Here is an 18592-nt window from a genome sequence, read left to right as displayed (position 1 = left end):
TATGAGCTGGGGCTCGGAACAACAAGGGCAGCAGGGGTACCAAGGGCAGCAGGGGCAGCCGGGGTATCAGGGGCAGCACGGGCAGCCGGGGTACGGCTATGGGTACGGGCAGCATCCCGATCCCTACGGTGGCGGCTATGTGCAGCAGCCCCAGCCGTACGGCTATGGCCAGGGCCAGGGCTACTCCGGCACCGGGCAGGCGTACGTCGCCCACGGGCAGGGGTACGCCAGTGACACAGCGCCCCTGCCGGCGGTCGAGCCGGAGCCTGTGACTGTCGCCGCGCCGCCGTCCGAGCTCAAGCCCGATGCGTCATCCGAGCCCTCTCCGAAGCCGAAGCCGAAGTCGAACCCGGATTCGAAGCCGGGGCCGGAACTGGAACCGGAACCGGAATCGGGGTCCGGACCGGAATCGAAGCCGAAGCCGAAGCCCAAGGCCGGGGGACGCGACCGCTACTTCGACGCGCTGCGCGCCGTCGCACTGGTCCGTGTCGTGACCTACCACACCTTCGGCTGGGCCTGGGCCGGCATGGTCTTCCCGTCGATGGGCGTGATGTTCGCGCTCGCCGGCACGCTGATGGCCAAGTCCCTGGAGCGCCCCGCGTTCAAGGTGGTCAAGAGCCGGATGCGGCGACTGCTGCCGCCCTTCTGGTTCTGGGGATTCTTCGTCGTGGTGGCGATGCTGATCCACGACTGGATGCCGGGCTGGCAGATCGTCTTCTGGATCGTGCCGGTCGGTGACCCGCCGGGCAACCAGTGGGGCGTTCAGGCCTGGGAGATCCTCTGGTACCTACGGACGTACCTCTGGTTCGTCCTGCTCTCCCCGCTGCTCCTGTGGGTCTTCCGGAAGGCTCCCATTCCGGTTCTGCTCCTCTCTCTCGCGCCGATCGTGGTCTTCCAGTACGGGTGGCAGCCCCCGTACGACCGCTTCGGCAGCGGTCTCACGGACCTCGCCACCTACCTGTTCTGCTGGCTCGTCGGCTTCGCGCACCGCGAGGGCGTGCTCCAGCGGCTGAAGCCGGCCCTGGTGGTTCTGGCGTCGCTGGGCCTGCTGGCGTACGGCGGCTGGTACGCCTTCGCCCACCAGGCGGAGTTCGGCACCTACGACCTGGACGAGATCCCGCTCGCGCAGACCTTCTGGTCGGCCGGCTTCGTGACGCTGCTGATGTACTTCAAGGCGTACTACAACGTCGACTTCGCCTGGCTGGCCCGATTCAAGCGGCTCGACAGGATCGTGACGATCTTCAACGGGCGGGCGGTGACGATCTATCTCTGGCACGAGATCGCGCTGATCCTCGCGGTCCCGCTGATCGACCAGTTCTGGAAGGTGCCCGCCTTCGAGAAGTGGCTGCCGCTGGAGAGCCAGTGGTTCATGTTCGGCATCGGCTGGGTGCTGATCTGGATCGCGATCCCGCTGTTCGGCTGGGTCGAGGACGTGGCCGCCAAGAAGAAGCCGAAACTGCTCCCCTGAGGGGGTTGTGTGCGACCGGCGTACGGGCCGGGTGCTGGAGAGTCGCCCGGCCCGTGCTGCCACAATGGGGGCGTGACCCGCGCATCCCTGGACAAGCAGCCGCACGAAGTCGCCTCGATGTTCGACGACGTGGCGGAACGGTACGACCTGACGAACGACGTGCTGTCGCTCGGCCAGGACCGGGTGTGGCGCAGAGAGGTCGCGAAGGCGGTCGACGCGCGCCCCGCACAGAAGATCCTGGACCTGGCGGCCGGCACGGCGACCTCGTCCCTCCCCTTCGCGCGCACGGGTGCGTACGTCGTCCCGTGCGACTTCTCCCTCGGCATGCTCCGTGTCGGCAAGAAGAACCACCCCTGGTTGCCGCTCACCGCGGGCGACGCGACGAAGCTGCCCTTCAAGGACGACACCTTCGACGCGGTGACGATCTCCTTCGGGCTGCGCAACGTCCAGGAGACCGAGACGGCGCTGAGCGAGCTGTACCGGGTGACCAAGCCGGGCGGCCGGGTCGTGATCTGCGAGTTCTCGCACCCGACGTGGGCGCCCTTCCGCACCGTGTACACGGAGTACCTGATGCGCGCGCTGCCGCCGGTCGCCCGCGCGGTGTCCTCCAACCCCGACGCGTACGTCTATCTCGCCGAGTCCATCCGCGCCTGGCCCGACCAGCCCGCCCTGGCCGAGCTGCTGCGCAAGGCCGGCTGGTCGAAGGTGGCCTGGCGGAACCTGACGGGTGGCATCGTCGCGCTGCACCGGGGCTTCAAGACCGCTTAGTGGCCCACCTGGTCACTTGGCGCAGGTGACCAGGTGACCACCTGGCCGGCTCAGGTGCCCACCTGTTCACCACCTGACCACCTGACCACCTGTTTCACCTGAGCACCTCGAACGGGTCCCCCGGCGCGTCGAGCTCGCGGCGCAGTCCGCCCGACGGCGGACGAGGCAGGCGCGGCTCGCGCACACCCGCGCCGCCCTCCGCGTCACTCAGGTCGAACCACACGGTGACCATGGCACCCCGCGGAACCTCGGAGCCGGGTGGCGGATATTGGCGTACGACGTAGTCGACGACCGTGAGATGGAAATCCGGCCGGTCCGGCGCGGCGAGCAGCACACCTCGCGCCTCGGCCGTCTCGCGCGCGTCCACGGCCATCAGGCCGATGAACCGCGGCACGCGCACTTCGGGTGTCTTGGGTGTTATACGCACAGACGTCACCCCCAGCGGTACCGGAAGGGTAAGCCCGGCCGGGCCCTTCCGGAAGCCTTCAGAGAGCTCGCCCGAAAGGGGTGAGGCCCGTCAGAGAGCCAGCCGGTAGCGGTGTGCCTGCTGCTGCGTCGTCGGCGACGTGACCGTCTCGGCGAGCTCCATGCCGAGACGTCTCGTCACCGCGATGGAGCGCTCGTTGTGCGTGTTGACCATGGCGACCACGCTGGATACGCCCGCGCCACGGACCCGCTCCAGGGTGGTGAGCGCGGCAGCGGTGACATACCCCTTGCCCCAGTGCGCCCGTCCGAGCCGCCAGCCGATCTCGATCTGCCCGGTCGGGCCCCACGCGTGCGGCCAGGGCTGCGCACCGGTGAAGCCGAGCACCTCACCCCCGGAGTCGACCATCGTCCACAGACAGAACCCGAGCTCGGCGTCGTGCCGCCGCTGCCGTGCGGTGAGCTCCTCGTACACCGACAGTTCGGCAGCCCGGCCGCCGTGGAACTCCATGACCTCCGGGTCGGCGAAGACCCGGTGCCAGGCGAAAGCGTCCTCGTCGGTGGGGACACGGAGCCGTACGTCGGGGAGAGCTCGGTTCATGGGGGCAGCCCTTCAACCAGGTGATCAGTACCGCTGCATAGACTGCCCGTGTCCAGTGCCCGTCAGCACGCAGATTTCGAGTCTTGGGGAGACCCCGCCGTGACCGAGCCCCAACCCCTCTCCGAAAACACCGCAGATGTGATCGTCGTCGGGGCGGGACCAGCCGGTTCCACGACCGCGTACTACCTGGCGAAGGCCGGACTCGACGTCCTGCTCCTGGAGAAGACCGCGTTTCCCCGGGAGAAGGTCTGCGGTGACGGCCTGACCCCGCGCGCCACCAAACAACTCGTCTCCATGGGCATCGACATCTCGGAGGAGGCCGGCTGGCTGCGGAACAAAGGCCTCCGCATCATCGGCGGCGGCGTCCGCCTCCAGCTGGACTGGCCGGATCTCGCCTCCTTCCCCGACTACGGACTCGTCCGCAAGCGGGACGACTTCGACGAGCAGCTGGCACGGCAGGCGCAGAAGGCGGGCGCGCGGTTGTACGAGCGCTGCAACGTCGGCGCCCCGATCGTCGACGACCGCACCGGCCGCATCACCGGCGTGCACGCCAAGCTCGGCGACGTCGACTCGGGGGAGAAGCGGGAGGTCACCTTCCACGCCCCGCTGGTCGTCGCAGCCGACGGCAACTCCACCCGGCTCTCCCTGGCGATGGGCCTGCACCGCCGCGAGGACCGCCCGATGGGCGTCGCGGTCCGTACGTACTTCACGTCCCCGCGCCACGAGGACGACTACCTGGAGTCCTGGCTGGAGCTGTGGGACCGCCGCGGCGCCGAGGACCGTCTCCTCCCCGGCTACGGCTGGATCTTCGGCATGGGCGACGGTACGTCGAACGTCGGTCTCGGCGTCCTCAACACCTCCGACTCCTTCAAGGAACTGGACTGGCGCGAGGTCCTGAAGGCGTGGTGCGCCTCGATGCCGGAGGACTGGGGCTACACGCCCGAGAACATGACCGGCCCGATCCGAGGCGCCGCGCTCCCGATGGCCTTCAACCGCCAGCCGCACTACACGAAGGGGTTGTTGTTGGTCGGCGACGCCGGCGGCCTGGTGAACCCCTTCAACGGCGAGGGCATCGCCTACGCCATGGAGTCCGGCCAGATCGCCGCGGACGTCATCGTCCAGGCCCACGCCCGCTCCACCCCCGCCCAGCGCGAACTGGCCCTCCAGCGCTACCCCCGCGTCCTCAAGGACACCTACGGCGGCTACTACAACCTCGGCCGCGCCTTCGTGAAGCTCATCGGCAACCCCAAGGTCATGAAGATCGCGACGCAGCGAGGCCTGACCCACCCCCTGCTGATGAAGTTCACCCTCAAGATGCTCGCGAACCTGACGGACCCGACGGGCGGCGACGCGATGGACCGGATCATCAACGGGCTGTCCAAGGTGGCCCCGAAGGCGTGACGCGGAAGCCGGGGCGCCGCGGCTGAGACAGGGCAGCGAGGACGTCAGCCCCTCAGCTCGGCCGCCTTACTGAGCCTCCGAGCGAAGACGTGCTCGCGGCGATCTTCCATCTGCCGCAGCGCGTCCTTGCGTTCGCGCCGGGACAGCCGGTCCAAGTAGACGTGCCCGTCGACGTGGTCGGTCTCGTGCTGCAGACAGCGGGCGAAGTAGCCCGTTCCCTCGATGACGAGGGGGTTCCCGTCCTTGTCGAAGCCGCGCACCACCGCGCGATCGGGACGCGGTACGTCCATGACCGCCCCCGGCACCGACAGACAGCCCTCGCCCTCGTCGAGGAGGCGTCGTCCGGCCGGGGCGAGCTGGTCCAGGACCGGGTTGGCGATGTGTCCGACGTGCCGGACGCCGTCGTCGTCCGGGCAGTCGTACACGAAGAGCCGCAGATCGACGTCGACCTGATTCGCGGCCAGTCCCGCACCGTCAGCGACGTACATCGTCAGGAACATGTCGTCGACGAGCGCGGAGAGTTCCGGACTGCCGAACCCGATCCCTTCCGCACCGGCCCGGATCACTTCCCTGCTCGGCCGGTGCAGCACCTCCTCGCCCACCTCGGTGATCCGCCGCATCGAGCCCCGCGCGGCCTCCGGAGGCACCATCGGATACGACTCGACGGGCACTCCCTGCACGAACACCCCGCGCCTGACGGACATGACGCCCCCTCGTTCATCTGGCCAACTCGGCAACTTGCCAAGCGCTTTGCAAAGTAGCAGGCTTTGCAAAGTGACTGAAGGCGATGTGCACCGAGACGGGGACGGCGGCCAGGACCGGGGCCAGGATCAGGGCGAGGACCAGAGCCAGGACCAGGACCAGGATCAGGATCAGGACCAAGGCCTTGGCCGGCACCGCGAGCGAGACCGGGGATCGGACCAACTGCCGGCGCACGACATACGCACGGCCCTGCTGGAGCTGCTCGCGGAGGTGGGGACGGTGACGGCCACGGAGGCGGCGGCACGGCTCGGATACAGCTCCGGCCTCTGCTCGTTCCATCTGCGGCAGTTGGCACGGTATGGGCATATCGAGGAGGTGCCGCAGAGCGGCGGGCGTGCTCGTCCATGGCGGCTGCGGCGGGAGACGGCCGACTCGGCCTCGGAAACGGGCTCGGAAACGGGCTCGGAGTCGGCCTTGGAATCCGACTTCGGGGAGTTGGCGCGAGGGCTCGAGGACGAGAGCTATCAGCAGTGGCTCGCCCAGAAGGACCAAGTGCCCGAGGAATGGCGGCAGGACGAGGCATTCAGCGCGGTGGTCTACCTCACGCCGGAGGAACTGGCGGCGGTCGCCGCGACCGTACGGCGGACTCTCGCGCGCTATCAGGACCGCGAACAGCGACCGTCCATCCGCCCCGCGGGGGCACGCCCGGTCGCGGTCGTCAGCCGCCTGTTCCCGTTGCTGTGACGATGCTCGCCAGGCTCGACGACGGACTCGGCGACAGGGGCGCCGCCCTCAGGCGGCGCCCCTCAAGTCGGATGACTCAGAAAGCTGTGCGACTCAGAGGACGCGCACCGCGCCCGTGGCCGGATAGCCCGAAAGGTCCTGAATCACCACACCCTTGGAGGGGTTGGCCGCGTCCAGGTACTGGCCGTCACCGATGTACACGCCCACGTGGTACGCCGACCCGGCCGAACCCCAGTACAGGATGTCCCCGACCTCGAGGTTGGACAGCGAGACCGGCGTACCGGCCGTCGACTGAGCCCCCGAGACGCGCGGCAGATCGACACCGACCTGCTTGAACGCGGCCTGCACGAGGCCGGAGCAGTCCCACGCGTTGGGGCCCGTACCGCCCATGACGTACGCATCGCCGACCTGCGCCTTGAGGAAGGCGATGACGGTCGCGACACTGCCGCTGGCCGGGGCGGAGACGTTCGAGGACGTGGAGGGGGAGGCGGAGGGGGAGGCGGAGGAGGACAGGACGGTCCGCTCGGCGGACCGCGAGGCGGCCTCGGCGGCTGCGGCCTTGCGTGCGGCCTCCGCCTTCTTCTTGGCCTCCGCCTTCTTCTTGGCGTCGGCGAGGTCCGCCTTGGCCTGCTGGGCGGCCTTGGCGGCGGCGGCGTCGCGCTCTGCCTGCAGCTCGTAGTTCGCCGCGGCCTGCTGCGTGACTTCCGCGGACTGCGCGAGCTGGGTGGCCAGGTCGGCCGTCAGGGTGGGCAGTTCGAGCGTCTGCGTCACGGGCTCGGCTGCATTCGCCGAACCGGCCGCACCGGCCACGGCCAGGGTGCTGAGAACGCCACCGGCAACTCCGGTGCGCATCGCGAGCGTCGACGCGTTGCGGCGGGGCTTCCGGTGGCTGCGTATGTGAGCGGTGTGGGACATGGGTACAACCGGTATCAGGGGCTCCCTCATACCTTCAAGAAACGTGTGGTGCGCCACAGTTGTTCAATCCGCGGCTGAATCCCGGGCGCGTCACTCTTTATTGACGCCGTAACGGGCATTGCGGACAGGGGTGATCAGGCCTGTGATCATGCTCTTTCTGTATTACGTCCGGATTGCCCGCCACCTACCACTGGTTGGAGCGGGTGGCCAAGCCCGGCTTATTCGACCCATACGTGAGTGTGGCGCAGGTCACGGAGCGGTCACCGCGGCGACCGTGTCCCGCGCATGTATCCGGACGGTCACCCCTCGTGAACGCGTGCACGCGTCCACACTCATCCACACCCCTCCCTCTGATGTGTGAATGCGCCCTCTATCAAGCCCTCGCGTCCAGCACTAATTTGCATGCAGGGGAAGTCTCTTGATATGGAGATGCCACTCCGGACCTGCGGTGACGAGCGCAAATGTCACCTGTCGTGATCGCGCGGACGCTTCGTGTGTGATGATCCCCGCTCATCCGACTTCATGATCCTTCGTCAGGTGGTGGAGATCACAAAGTCCTTGCTGCACCCCGTGTCGCAGATCACAGACCGACGGGCATAAGATGCGAGGCGGTTGGGCTTGTGACCTGCTTCACATGTACGCGATCTTCGTCGGGACACACGGGGCTCGTGGGACAGGTGGGGCGGGAGTGCTTGCCTGACGCAACCTCCCCCGGTCTCGACTTCGCTCGGGCAGGGGGGACCCGCCATGCAGTCAGTGCCGACTGAGAGGAGCGAGGAGCGTGAACGCGTATGCGCCGATCCTCGTACTGGGAGCCCTCGGGGCAGGCTTTGCGATCTTCTCCGTGGTCATGGCCACGCTTATCGGTCCAAAGCGCTACAACCGGGCCAAGCTCGAGGCCTATGAGTGCGGAATCGAGCCGACCCCCACGCCGGCCGGCGGCGGGCGCTTCCCCATCAAGTACTACCTGACGGCGATGCTCTTCATCGTCTTCGATATCGAGATCGTCTTCCTCTACCCCTGGGCTGTCACCTTCGACGCCCTGGGTGTTTTCGGGCTCGTGGAGATGTTGCTCTTCGTGCTCACCGTCTTCGTCGCGTACGCGTACGTATGGCGGCGCGGCGGCCTGGAATGGGACTGAGGGGCCTTAAGACATGGGACTCGAAGAAAAGCTGCCGAGCGGATTCCTGCTGACCACCGTCGAGCAGGCCGCGGGCTGGGTGCGCAAGGCATCCGTCTTCCCCGCCACCTTCGGACTGGCCTGCTGTGCCATCGAGATGATGACGACCGGCGCGGGCCGCTACGACCTGGCGCGCTTCGGTATGGAGGTCTTCCGCGGATCACCGCGCCAGGCGGACCTCATGATCGTCGCCGGACGTGTCAGTCAGAAGATGGCGCCGGTGCTGCGGCAGGTCTATGACCAGATGCCCAACCCGAAGTGGGTGATCTCCATGGGGGTCTGTGCGTCGTCGGGCGGAATGTTCAACAATTACGCCATTGTGCAGGGCGTCGACCACATTGTCCCGGTCGACATTTACTTGCCCGGCTGTCCGCCGCGGCCCGAGATGCTGTTGGACGCGATTCTCAAGCTCCATCAGAAGATCCAGACCTCGAAGCTCGGCGTGAACGCCGAGGAGGCGGCCCGCGAGGCGGAGGAAGCGGCGCTCAAGGCGCTCCCCACCATCGAGATGAAGGGCCTGCTGCGGTGAGCGACGCGAATGGCGCCGGCGACGGCGTGAACCCGGAGAAGGACCTCGGCGCGTCCAATCTCCCCGGCCAGCGTGGCGAGGGCGGCGAGGAGATCCGCGTCCAGCGCGGGATGTTCGGCGCCAACAACGGCGGCGACACCTCCGGCTACGGCGGTCTGGTCCGCTCCATCCGGCTGCCCGGCCCGGCCACCCGCCCCTACGGTGGCTGGTTCGACGAGGTCGCCGACGAGCTGGAGGGCGCCCTGGAGGAACAGGGCCTCGTCCCGGAAAACGTGATTGAGAAGACGATCGTCGACCGTGACGAGCTCACCTTCCACATCGAACGCGAGTACCTGGTCCGCGTCGCCCAGACCCTGCGCGACGACCCGGCCCTCCGCTTCGAACTGTGCACGGGCGTGAGCGGAGTGCACTACCTCAGTGACAAGGGCCGCGAGCTGCATGCCGTCTACCACCTGCGCTCGATCACCCATAACCGGCTGATCCGCCTCGAAGTCAGCGCCCCCGACGCCGACCCGCACATCCCGTCGCTCGTCTCCGTCTATCCGACGAACGATTGGCACGAGCGCGAGACCTACGACTTCTTCGGTCTCATCTTCGACGGCCACCCAGCGCTGACGCGGATCATGATGCCGGACGACTGGCAGGGCTTCCCGCAGCGCAAGGACTACCCCCTCGGCGGCATCCCCGTCGAGTACAAGGGCGCCCAGATCCCGGCTCCGGACCAGCGGAGGTCGTACTCATGAGCACGCAGACCCCTTCTTCCGGCGCGTCCGCCGCCTCGGCCCGCGAGACGACCGAGGGCACCGTATATACGGTCACCGGTGGCGACTGGGACGAGGTCGCCCAGTCCGCGGTGAAGTCCGACGACGAGCGCATCATCGTCAACATGGGCCCGCAGCACCCGTCCACTCACGGCGTGCTCCGGCTCATCCTGGAGATCGACGGCGAGACGGTCACCGAGGCCCGCTGCGGCATCGGCTACCTCCACACCGGCATCGAGAAGAACCTCGAGTTCCGCACGTGGACGCAGGGCACCACCTTCGTGACGCGCATGGACTACCTGACGCCGTTCTTCAATGAGACGGCGTACTGTCTCGCCGTCGAGAAGCTCCTCGGCATCGAGGACGAGATCCCCGACCGCGCCACGATCATCCGGGTGCTCCTGATGGAGCTGAACCGGCTCTCCTCCCACCTGGTGTGCATCGCCACCGGCGGCATGGAACTGGGCGCCACCACGATCATGATCTACGGCTTCCGTGATCGTGAACTCATTCTCGACATCTACGAGCTGATCACCGGCCTGCGGATGAACCACGCGTACATCCGACCCGGCGGACTCGCCCAGGACCTGCCGCCCGGCGCGGTGGACCAGATCCGCGAGTTCGTCAAGAAGATGAGGAAGAACCTTCCCGAGTACGACAAGCTGGCCACCGGGAACCCCATCTTCAAGGCCCGTATGCAGGACGTCGGCTACCTCGACCTGGCCGGCTGCATGGCACTCGGCGCCACCGGCCCCATCCTCCGCTCGGCCGGCCTCCCGCACGATCTGCGCAAGTCCCAGCCCTACTGCGGCTACGAGACGTACGACTTCGACGTCCCGACCACCGACACCTGCGACTCCTACGGGCGCTTCCTGATCCGTCTGGAGGAGATGCGCCAGTCGCTGCGCATCGTCGAGCAGTGCCTGGACCGGCTGCAGCCCGGGCCGGTCATGGTCGCCGACAAGAAGATCGCCTGGCCCGCCCAGCTCGCACTCGGCCCCGACGGTCTCGGCAACTCCCTCGACCACATCAAGAAGATCATGGGCACCTCCATGGAGGCCCTGATCCACCACTTCAAGCTGGTGACGGAGGGCTTCCGCGTCCCGCCGGGACAGACGTACGCGGCGGTCGAGTCACCCAAGGGCGAGCTCGGGGTGCACGCCGTGTCCGACGGAGGCACCCGCCCCTACCGGGTCCACTTCCGCGACCCGTCCTTCACCAACCTTCAGGCCATGGCGGCGATGTGCGAGGGCGGCCAGGTTGCCGACGTCATCGTCGCCGTCGCGTCCATCGACCCCGTGATGGGAGGCGTCGACCGGTGACCACCACTCCCGCCGAGGGCGTCAGCCTGGGCATGCCCCAACTGCCCGCGCCCGACTACCCGGACGACGTTCGAGCCCGGCTCGAAGCGGACGCACGCGAGATCATCGCCCGCTACCCGGACTCCCGCTCGGCGCTCCTTCCGTTGCTGCATCTCGTGCAGTCGGAGGAGGGCCATGTCACGCGCACGGGCATGCAGTTCTGCGCGGGCGCGCTGCATTTGACCACGGCAGAGGTCACCGCGGTCGCGACCTTCTACTCGATGTACCGGCGCAGGCCGAGCGGCGACTACCAGGTGGGCGTCTGCACCAACACCCTGTGCGCGGTCATGGGCGGCGACGCGATCTTCGAGGCCCTCCAGGACCACCTGGGCGTCGGCAACGGCGAGACGACCGACGACGGCAAGGTCACCCTGGAGCACATCGAGTGCAACGCGGCCTGCGACTTCGCGCCGGTCGTGATGGTCAACTGGGAGTTCTTCGACAACCAGACCGTGGACTCCGCGAAGCGCCTCGTCGACGACCTGCGCGCGGGAGCACAGGTCGCACCCACCCGCGGTGCCCCCTTGTGCACGTTCAAGGACACCGCACGGATCCTGGCGGGTTTCCCGGACGAGCGCGAGGGGGCCGTCGAGGCGAGCGGCAGCGCGGGTCCGGCATCACTGATCGGGCTGCGCCTGGCCAAGGGCGAGACAGCCCCCGCGCGCGTGGTGCACCCGCGCGGTGGTGAGGCGCCTCAGGACCGGCCGCCCGCAGAGCACCTGAGCTCGCATGACGCGCCGCAGGACACGTCGGCCTCCGACCCGTCCCACCCGGCGGGGCCTGTCGCAGAGGAGGGGGAGTGATGACCTTGGCACCCGAGATCAACGAGAGCAGCCCCGAGAAGCTGCTCGCACCCGTGCTGTCGGCCTTCTGGGACGAGGACAGGTCCTGGACGCTGGACGTCTACCGGAGGCACGAGGGGTACGAGGGGCTGCGCAAGGCGCTGGCCATGTCGCCGGACGACCTGATCGCGTACGTCAAGGAGTCCGGCCTGCGCGGCCGAGGCGGCGCGGGATTTCCCACCGGAATGAAATGGCAGTTCATTCCTCAGGGTGATGGCAAGCCTCACTATCTAGTTGTCAACGCCGACGAATCGGAGCCGGGAACCTGTAAGGACATCCCGCTCCTCTTCGCGAACCCGCATAGCCTCATCGAGGGCATTGTGATCGCGTGTTATGCCATCCGGTCTTCGCATGCCTTCATCTATCTCCGCGGTGAAGTCGTCCCCGTACTGCGGCGGTTGCACGAGGCCGTCCGAGAGGCCTATGCGGCGGGCTACCTCGGCGAGAACATCCTGGGCAGCGGACTCGACCTCCAGCTCACCGTGCACGCGGGCGCGGGCGCGTACATCTGCGGTGAGGAGACCGCACTGCTCGACTCGCTCGAAGGCCGCCGTGGGCAGCCGCGACTCCGTCCCCCCTTCCCTGCCGTCGCGGGCCTCTATGCGTGCCCAACTGTTGTAAATAACGTCGAGTCGATCGCATCAGTTCCCGCAATTCTCCACAAAGGCACGGAATGGTTCAGGTCGATGGGCAGCGAGAAGTCCCCGGGCTTCACGCTCTACTCGCTCAGCGGCCATGTCGCCAACCCCGGCCAGTACGAGGCCCCGCTCGGCATCACACTGCGTCAACTCCTCGACATGAGCGGCGGGATCAGGCCTGGCCACCGGCTGAAGTTCTGGACGCCGGGCGGCTCCTCGACGCCGATGTTCACCGACGAGCACCTCGACGTCCCTCTTGATTACGAAGGAGTGGGTGCCGCGGGTTCCATGCTCGGCACAAAAGCACTCCAGTGCTTCGACGAGACGACGTGCGTCGTTCGCGCCGTCACCCGCTGGACCGAGTTCTACGCGCATGAGTCCTGCGGCAAGTGCACGCCGTGCCGCGAAGGGACGTACTGGCTCGTGCAGTTGCTGCGCGACATCGAGGCCGGCAAGGGCGTCATGTCCGACCTCGACAAGCTGAACGACATCGCCGACAACATCAACGGCAAGTCGTTCTGCGCCCTCGGCGACGGTGCCGCCTCGCCGATCTTCTCCTCGCTCAAGTACTTCCGTGAGGAGTACGAGCAGCACATCACGGGCCGCGGCTGCCCCTTTGACCCGGCCAAGTCCACGGCTTGGGCCGACCGCACGGAGGTGAACGCATGACCGTGACCACCAGCGCCCCCTCCGGAGGGGGGGAGGCGGCGGTCCCGCCGGAGGACCTCGTCTCGCTGACGATCGACGGCGTCGAGATCAGCGTGCCCAAGGGCACCCTGGTCATCCGCGCGGCCGAACAGCTCGGCATCGAGATCCCCCGATTCTGCGACCATCCGCTGCTCGACCCGGTCGGTGCCTGCCGCCAGTGCATCGTCGAGGTCGAGGGTCAGCGCAAGCCCATGGCGTCCTGCACGATCACCTGTACGGACGGGATGGTCGTCAAGACTCATCTCACCTCGCCCGTCGCCGAAAAGGCCCAGAAGGGTGTGATGGAGCTCCTGCTCATCAACCACCCGCTGGACTGCCCGGTCTGCGACAAAGGCGGCGAGTGCCCCTTGCAGAACCAGGCCATGTCGCACGGCCACACCGAGTCCCGCTTCGAGGGCAGGAAGCGGACGTACGAGAAGCCGGTCCCGATCTCCACACAGGTGCTGCTCGACCGCGAGCGGTGTGTGCTGTGCGCCCGCTGCACCCGCTTCTCCAACCAGATCGCGGGCGACCCGATGATCGAGATGGTCGAGCGGGGCGCGCTCCAGCAGATCGGCACCGGCGAGGGCGACCCCTTCGAGTCGTACTTCTCCGGGAACACGATCCAGATCTGCCCGGTCGGCGCGCTGACCTCGGCGGCGTATCGCTTCCGCTCCCGGCCCTTCGACCTCGTCTCCTCGCACTCCGTGTGCGAGCACTGCTCCGGCGGCTGCGCGACCCGCACCGACCACCGGCGCGGCAAGGTCATGCGGCGCCTCGCGTCTCCCGACCCCGAGGTCAACGAGGAGTGGCTCTGCGACAAGGGGCGGTTCGGATTCCGATACGCGCAACAGCGGGACCGGCTGGATACGCCCCTCGTCCGCAATGCCGACGGTGTCCTTGAACCGGCCTCCTGGCCGGAGGCACTGGAGGCGGCGGCTCAGGGGCTGCTGGCCGCCCGCGGCAGGACGGGTGTCCTGACCGGTGGCCGTCTCACCGTCGAAGACGCCTACGCCTACAGCAAGTTCGCGCGCGTGGCCCTCGACACGAACGACATCGACTTCCGCGCGCGCGTGCACAGCGCCGAGGAGTCCGACTTCCTGGCGGCCAGGGTCGCCGGACGTGGCCGGGACCTCGACGGTACGGGCATCACGTACACCTCCCTGGAGAAGGCGCCCGCCGTCCTGCTCGCCGGCTTCGAGTCGGAGGAGGAGGCGCCCGGCATCTTCCTGCGGCTGCGCAAGGCCTGGCGCGGGCACGGGCAGCGGACTTTCTCGCTGGCCACGCATGCGACACGCGGTCTGGAGAAGGCGGGTGGCACGCTGCTGCCCGCCGCGCCCGGCACCGAGACCGAATGGCTGGATGCCCTCGCGAGTGGCGTGAGCCTGGAGGGCGACGGCGCCAGGGCCGCGGAGGCACTGCGCACCGAAGGTGCGTTGATCATCGTCGGTGAGCGGCTCGCCGCGGTGGCGGGCGGGCTCACCGCCGCCGTACGGGCCGCGTCCGCGACCGGCGCCCATCTGGTGTGGGTCCCGCGCCGGGCAGGAGAGCGAGGCGCGATCGAGGCGGGTGCGCTGCCGTCGCTGCTGCCGGGTGGACGTCCGGCCACCGACCCGCGCGCGCGGGAGGAGGTCGCGGCCGCCTGGGGGGTCTCTGAACTCCCGCACCGCTATGGCCGTGACACCGGCCAGATCGTCGAGGCCGCCGCCGGTGGTGAGTTGCGGGCTCTGGTGGTGGCGGGCGTGGAGGTCGCCGACCTCGCGGATCCGGCACGCGCGCGTGCGGCTCTTTCCGAAGTCGGCTTCCTGGTGTCCCTCGAACTGCGTCCCAGCGAAGTCACCGAGCAGGCGGATGTCGTCCTCCCGGTGGCCGCCGTCGCTGAGAAGGCGGGCACCTTCCTCAACTGGGAAGGCCGGGTCCGCCTCTTCGAGGCCGCGCTCAAGCCCGACCAGATGACCCGCCGGTCGGCGCCCGCCGACGCGCGCGTGCTGCAGATGCTCGCCGACGCGATGGACGTACACCTGGGCCTGCCGGATCTGCGCACCGCGCGCGGGGAGCTGGACCGGCTCGGCGCCTGGGACGGGCCGCGGGCCACCGACCCCTTGGAGACCGCGGCCCCGCTGCCGCGCCCCGCTGCCGGGGAGGCCGTGCTCGCGGGCCACCGGCTGCTCCTCGACCAGGGCCGCCTCCAGGAGGGCGACGATGCGCTCGCCGGGACCCGGCATGCCGCACGCGCGCGTGTGTCGCCCGCCACGGCCGCCGAGGCCGGCGTCAAGGAGGGCGACCTCCTCGCCGTCACCGGTAGTGCCGGAACTGTCGAACTCCCGCTGCAGATCACCGAGATGCCCGACCGCGTGGTCTGGCTCCCGCTGAACTCCACCGGGGGCGGCGTCGCTTCCGACACGGGGGCGCTGCCCGGCGCACTCGTCCACATCGGCCCGGCGACGCTCGCCACCGAGGGCCCCAAGGAGGTGGAGGCATGACTCCGTACCTCGCCGCGGAAGACCTCTCCATGTTCGGCCGCGACCCCTGGTGGCTGGTTGTCATCAAGGCGGTCTTCTGCTTCGCCTTCCTGATGGTGACCGTGCTCTTCTCCATCGTGTGGGAGCGCAAGGTCGTCGCCTGGATGCAGTTGCGCATCGGCCCCAACCGGCACGGTCCCTGGGGCATGCTCCAGTCGCTCGCCGACGGCGTGAAGCTCATGCTCAAGGAAGACGTCATCGTCAAACGCGCGGACAAGGTGGTTTACGTCCTCGCGCCGATCGTCGCGGCCATCCCGGCCTTCATGGCGATCGCGGTGATCCCCTTCGGGCCCGCGGGCAACGAGATCTCGATCTTCGGCCATCGCACCACGATGCAGCTGACCGACCTGCCGATCGCGCTGCTCTACATCCTCGCGGTCGCCTCGGTGGGCATCTACGGAATCGTGCTCGCGGGATGGTCCTCCGGGTCGACGTATCCGCTCCTCGGCGGTCTGCGGTCCTGCGCGCAGATGATCTCGTACGAGATCGCCATGGGCGCCGCGTTCGCCTCGGTGTTCCTGTACTCCGGGTCGATGTCGACGTCGACGATCGTCGAACAGCAGCAGGACCGCTGGTACATCATCCTGCTGCCGGTCTCGTTCGTGATCTACATCGTGACGATGGTCGGGGAGACCAACCGCGCCCCCTTCGACATGCCGGAGTCCGAGGGCGACCTGGTCGGCGGCTTCAACACCGAGTACTCGTCGATCAAGTTCGCCCTGTTCATGCTTGCCGAGTACGTGAACATGGTGACGGTCTCGGCCGTGTCGGTCACGCTCTTCCTTGGCGGCTGGCGGGCCCCGTGGCCCATCAGCAGCTTCTGGGAGGGCGCCAACCACGGCTGGTGGCCGATGCTCTGGTTCGTGGTGAAGGTGCAGCTGTTGCTGTTCTTCTTCATCTGGCTGCGCGGCACGCTCCCGCGTGTCCGCTACGACCAGCTGATGAAGCTCGGCTGGAAGGTCCTCATCCCGGTCTCCGTGGTCTGGCTGATGCTCGTCGCGACCGTACGGACCCTCAGGAACGAGAACTACGACTTCGCCGACATCGCCCTGTACGTCGGCGGCGGTGTCCTGGCCCTGCTGTTGCTCTCGTTCGCCGTGGACATCTTCCGGGACAAGCAGGGCGCGCAGGCCCAGGAGACGCCCGCCGAACCTGTCGGCTTCGACCCGATGGCGGGCGGATTCCCCGTACCGCCACTGCCCGGGCAGGAACTGCCACCGGTGCCTCGGCGCCGCCCGCGCCGCGAGCGCGAGTTGATTGTCAGTGGTGGGTCCGATACTGCGAGTGACGGATCGATTGGCGGATCTCGTGACGGAAAGGAGGGGTCCGATGGCTGAGGAGCCGAAGGAGACCAAGCCCGGTTTCCAGAACCCCGTCGCCGGCTTCGGCGTGACCTTCAAGGCCATGTTCAAGAAGCGCCTGACGGAGCAGTACCCGGAGCAACCGAAGACCACCGCCCCGCGGTTCCACGGCCGGCACCAGCTCAACCGCCATCCGGACGGCCTGGAGAAGTGTGTCGGCTGCGAGCTGTGCGCCTGGGCCTGCCCCGCGGACGCCATCTATGTGGAGGGCGCGGACAACACCGACGAGGAGCGCTACTCGCCGGGCGAGCGGTACGGCCGCGTCTACCAGATCAACTACGCCCGCTGCATCCTGTGCGGCCTGTGCATCGAGGCGTGCCCCACGCGCGCGCTCACGATGACGAACGAGTTCGAGCTCGCCGACTCGAGCCGCGCCAACCTCATCTACACCAAGGAGCAGCTGCTCGCCGGGCTCGAAGAGGGCATGGTCGACACACCGCACTCGATCTTCCCCGGCATGGACGAGCAGGACTACTACCGGGGTCTGGTGACCGAGGCAGCTCCGGGCACGGAGCGCCAAGTCGCCGTCTCCAAGGGTGAGAAGCCCACGGAAGAGGGGGTGGGGACATGACCGACCTGGCCGCCTACTCCACCTCCACCGGAGAGGCATTCCAGTTCTGGGTCCTCGGCACCGTCGCCGTGATCGGCGCCCTGTGCACCGTCTTCATGAAGAAGGCCGTGCACAGTGCGCTCTGTCTCGCCGGGACCATGATTGTTCTGGCGGTTTTCTACCTCGCCAACGGCGCGTACTTCCTGGGCGTCGTGCAGATCGTCGTCTACACCGGCGCGATCATGATGCTGTTTTTGTTCGTGGTCATGCTCGTCGGTGTCACCGCGGCGGACTCCCTGAAGGAGACCATCAAGGGGCAGCGCTGGCTGGCCCTGGTGTGCGGACTCGGCTTCGGCGTCCTGCTGGTCGCGGGCATCGGCAACGCGTCTCTGACGGAGTTCAACGGCTTGAGTCAGGCCAACTCCGGCGGCAACGTGGAGGGCCTCGCGGCCCTCATCTTCACGAAGTACGTGTTCGCCTTCGAAATCACCGGCGCTCTGCTGATCACGGCCGCTGTTGGCGCCATGGTGCTCACGCACCGCGAGCGTACCGAGCGGGCCAAGACCCAGCGCGAGCTGTCCGAGCAGCGCGTACGCGAGGGCAAGCACCTGCCGCCGCTGCCGGCGCCCGGTGTCTACGCCCGGCACAACGCGGTGGACATCGCGGGCCTCCTCCCCGACGGCACGCCGTCCGAGCTGACCGTCAACAAGACGCTGCGGGAGCGCGGCCAGATCCGCGATGTGTCGGCCGAGTCGCTGAGCGAGCTGAAAGCCCTGGAGCAGCGCGCCGAAGAACGCCTGGATCGCACGAAGACGGAGGAGGCGTCCAAGTGAACCCGGTCAACTACCTCTATCTCGCCGCCCTGTTGTTCACGATCGGCGCCACCGGTGTGCTGATCAGGCGCAACGCGATCGTGGTGTTCATGTGCGTCGAGCTGATGCTCAACGCCTGCAACCTCGCGTTCGTCGCCTTCTCCCGCATGCACGGCAATCTCGACGGCCAGATCATCGCCTTCTTCACGATGGTCGTCGCCGCCGCGGAGGTCGTGGTCGGGCTCGCGATCATCGTGTCGCTGTTCCGTTCCCGCCACTCGGCCTCGGTCGACGACGCCAGCCTGATGAAGTTGTAAGGGGTCGCTG

19 protein-coding genes are annotated in these 18592 nt (G+C 68.0%); 15 read left to right on the top strand and 4 right to left on the bottom strand.

Annotated features, from left to right (window positions below; all coding sequences use genetic code 11):
- Position 1 precedes the first annotated feature (1 nt).
- Both ACX28W_RS17315 and ACX28W_RS17310 read left to right on the top strand, forming a co-directional pair.
- Positions 2–1468, top strand: coding sequence for an acyltransferase family protein (locus ACX28W_RS17315; RefSeq protein WP_458999851.1), 1467 nt, complete (start codon positions 2–4; stop codon positions 1466–1468).
- A 72-nt stretch (positions 1469–1540) separates the two neighbouring features.
- A complete protein-coding gene (locus tag ACX28W_RS17310; RefSeq protein ID WP_362065185.1) occupies positions 1541–2236 on the top strand; it encodes a demethylmenaquinone methyltransferase in 696 nt (231 codons plus the stop codon).
- Positions 2237–2330: 94 nt separating this feature from the next.
- Here the strand turns inward: ACX28W_RS17310 and ACX28W_RS17305 are convergent, their stop codons facing one another.
- Positions 2331–2663, bottom strand: a complete 333-nt coding sequence (locus tag ACX28W_RS17305; protein ID WP_458999850.1) for a PASTA domain-containing protein — start codon at positions 2661–2663, stop codon at positions 2331–2333.
- Between the two features lie 90 nt (positions 2664–2753).
- Positions 2754–3260: a GNAT family N-acetyltransferase gene (locus tag ACX28W_RS17300; protein WP_458999849.1), complete on the bottom strand. Its 507-nt coding sequence runs from the start codon at positions 3258–3260 to the stop codon at positions 2754–2756.
- Between the two features lie 99 nt (positions 3261–3359).
- Here ACX28W_RS17300 and ACX28W_RS17295 point away from each other — a divergent pair, with 99 nt between their 5' ends.
- Positions 3360–4661 carry a geranylgeranyl reductase family protein gene (locus tag ACX28W_RS17295; RefSeq protein ID WP_458999848.1) on the top strand — a complete coding sequence of 434 codons (1302 nt, stop codon included), beginning with the start codon at positions 3360–3362 and terminating at the stop codon, positions 4659–4661.
- A 44-nt stretch (positions 4662–4705) separates the two neighbouring features.
- On the opposite strand, the gene def is transcribed toward ACX28W_RS17295, so the two are convergent.
- Entirely contained in the window at positions 4706–5365 is a 660-nt protein-coding gene (gene def / locus ACX28W_RS17290) for a peptide deformylase (protein ID WP_458999847.1), read from the bottom strand.
- A 220-nt stretch (positions 5366–5585) separates the two neighbouring features.
- Here def and ACX28W_RS17285 point away from each other — a divergent pair, with 220 nt between their 5' ends.
- Positions 5586–6107 (top strand): ArsR/SmtB family transcription factor, encoded by a 522-nt coding sequence (locus tag ACX28W_RS17285; protein WP_458999919.1) that lies wholly within the window; start codon positions 5586–5588, stop codon positions 6105–6107.
- 93 nt (positions 6108–6200) lie between these two features.
- Here the strand turns inward: ACX28W_RS17285 and ACX28W_RS17280 are convergent, their stop codons facing one another.
- Positions 6201–7052: a C40 family peptidase gene (locus ACX28W_RS17280; protein WP_458999846.1), complete on the bottom strand. Its 852-nt coding sequence runs from the start codon at positions 7050–7052 to the stop codon at positions 6201–6203.
- A 751-nt stretch (positions 7053–7803) separates the two neighbouring features.
- Between ACX28W_RS17280 and ACX28W_RS17275 the strand changes: the two genes are divergently transcribed.
- Genes ACX28W_RS17275 through nuoK form a run of 11 tightly spaced genes read left to right on the top strand, consistent with a single transcriptional unit; the run spans position 7804 to position 18582 of the window.
- A complete protein-coding gene (locus ACX28W_RS17275; RefSeq protein WP_007383963.1) occupies positions 7804–8163 on the top strand; it encodes an NADH-quinone oxidoreductase subunit A in 360 nt (119 codons plus the stop codon).
- A 13-nt stretch (positions 8164–8176) separates the two neighbouring features.
- The gene (locus tag ACX28W_RS17270; protein WP_056552623.1) at positions 8177–8731 is read left to right on the top strand and encodes a NuoB/complex I 20 kDa subunit family protein; all 555 of its coding nucleotides are present in this window, start codon (positions 8177–8179) and stop codon (positions 8729–8731) included.
- Complete coding sequence (locus ACX28W_RS17265; protein WP_458999845.1) at positions 8728–9474, top strand: NADH-quinone oxidoreductase subunit C; 747 nt, start codon at positions 8728–8730, stop codon at positions 9472–9474. Before ACX28W_RS17270 ends, ACX28W_RS17265 begins: the two co-directional genes overlap by 4 nt.
- Positions 9471–10814: an NADH-quinone oxidoreductase subunit D gene (locus ACX28W_RS17260; protein ID WP_458999843.1), complete on the top strand. Its 1344-nt coding sequence runs from the start codon at positions 9471–9473 to the stop codon at positions 10812–10814. Before ACX28W_RS17265 ends, ACX28W_RS17260 begins: the two co-directional genes overlap by 4 nt.
- Positions 10811–11656: an NADH-quinone oxidoreductase subunit NuoE gene (nuoE, locus tag ACX28W_RS17255; protein WP_458999841.1), complete on the top strand. Its 846-nt coding sequence runs from the start codon at positions 10811–10813 to the stop codon at positions 11654–11656. Before ACX28W_RS17260 ends, nuoE begins: the two co-directional genes overlap by 4 nt.
- On the top strand, positions 11653–13002 hold the full coding sequence (nuoF, locus tag ACX28W_RS17250; RefSeq protein WP_362065212.1) for an NADH-quinone oxidoreductase subunit NuoF: 1350 nt from the start codon (positions 11653–11655) through the stop codon (positions 13000–13002). Before nuoE ends, nuoF begins: the two co-directional genes overlap by 4 nt.
- Entirely contained in the window at positions 12999–15503 is a 2505-nt protein-coding gene (locus ACX28W_RS17245; protein WP_458999839.1) for an NADH-quinone oxidoreductase subunit G, read from the top strand. Before nuoF ends, ACX28W_RS17245 begins: the two co-directional genes overlap by 4 nt.
- On the top strand, positions 15500–16879 hold the full coding sequence (nuoH, locus tag ACX28W_RS17240) for an NADH-quinone oxidoreductase subunit NuoH (protein ID WP_362065218.1): 1380 nt from the start codon (positions 15500–15502) through the stop codon (positions 16877–16879). Before ACX28W_RS17245 ends, nuoH begins: the two co-directional genes overlap by 4 nt.
- Positions 16872–17474 carry an NADH-quinone oxidoreductase subunit NuoI gene (nuoI, locus tag ACX28W_RS17235; RefSeq protein WP_458999837.1) on the top strand — a complete coding sequence of 201 codons (603 nt, stop codon included), beginning with the start codon at positions 16872–16874 and terminating at the stop codon, positions 17472–17474. The genes nuoH and nuoI overlap by 8 nt, the downstream gene beginning before the upstream one ends.
- Positions 17471–18286: an NADH-quinone oxidoreductase subunit J gene (locus ACX28W_RS17230; protein ID WP_458999834.1), complete on the top strand. Its 816-nt coding sequence runs from the start codon at positions 17471–17473 to the stop codon at positions 18284–18286. The genes nuoI and ACX28W_RS17230 overlap by 4 nt, the downstream gene beginning before the upstream one ends.
- The gene (gene nuoK / locus ACX28W_RS17225; protein ID WP_004927567.1) at positions 18283–18582 is read left to right on the top strand and encodes an NADH-quinone oxidoreductase subunit NuoK; all 300 of its coding nucleotides are present in this window, start codon (positions 18283–18285) and stop codon (positions 18580–18582) included. The genes ACX28W_RS17230 and nuoK overlap by 4 nt, the downstream gene beginning before the upstream one ends.
- The last annotated feature ends 10 nt before the right edge of the window (positions 18583–18592 follow it).

Source organism: Streptomyces sp. SD15 (assembly GCF_054462255.1).
This window is presented reverse-complemented; position numbering and strand designations above follow the sequence as displayed.

Excerpts from the sequence above, each read along its gene's own strand:
- ACX28W_RS17280 (WP_458999846.1), bottom strand. The coding sequence starts at position 7,052 with ATGAGGGAGCCCCTGATACCGGTTGTACCCATGTCCCACACCGCTCAC.
- ACX28W_RS17300 (WP_458999849.1), bottom strand. The coding sequence starts at position 3,260 with ATGAACCGAGCTCTCCCCGACGTACGGCTCCGTGTCCCCACCGACGAG.
- def (WP_458999847.1), bottom strand. The coding sequence starts at position 5,365 with ATGTCCGTCAGGCGCGGGGTGTTCGTGCAGGGAGTGCCCGTCGAGTCG.
- nuoI (WP_458999837.1), top strand. The coding sequence starts at position 16,872 with ATGGCTGAGGAGCCGAAGGAGACCAAGCCCGGTTTCCAGAACCCCGTC.
- nuoH (WP_362065218.1), top strand. The coding sequence starts at position 15,500 with ATGACTCCGTACCTCGCCGCGGAAGACCTCTCCATGTTCGGCCGCGAC.
- ACX28W_RS17315 (WP_458999851.1), top strand. The coding sequence starts at position 2 with ATGAGCTGGGGCTCGGAACAACAAGGGCAGCAGGGGTACCAAGGGCAG.
- ACX28W_RS17245 (WP_458999839.1), top strand. The coding sequence starts at position 12,999 with ATGACCGTGACCACCAGCGCCCCCTCCGGAGGGGGGGAGGCGGCGGTC.
- ACX28W_RS17260 (WP_458999843.1), top strand. The coding sequence starts at position 9,471 with ATGAGCACGCAGACCCCTTCTTCCGGCGCGTCCGCCGCCTCGGCCCGC.
- ACX28W_RS17270 (WP_056552623.1), top strand. The coding sequence starts at position 8,177 with ATGGGACTCGAAGAAAAGCTGCCGAGCGGATTCCTGCTGACCACCGTC.
- ACX28W_RS17230 (WP_458999834.1), top strand. The coding sequence starts at position 17,471 with ATGACCGACCTGGCCGCCTACTCCACCTCCACCGGAGAGGCATTCCAG.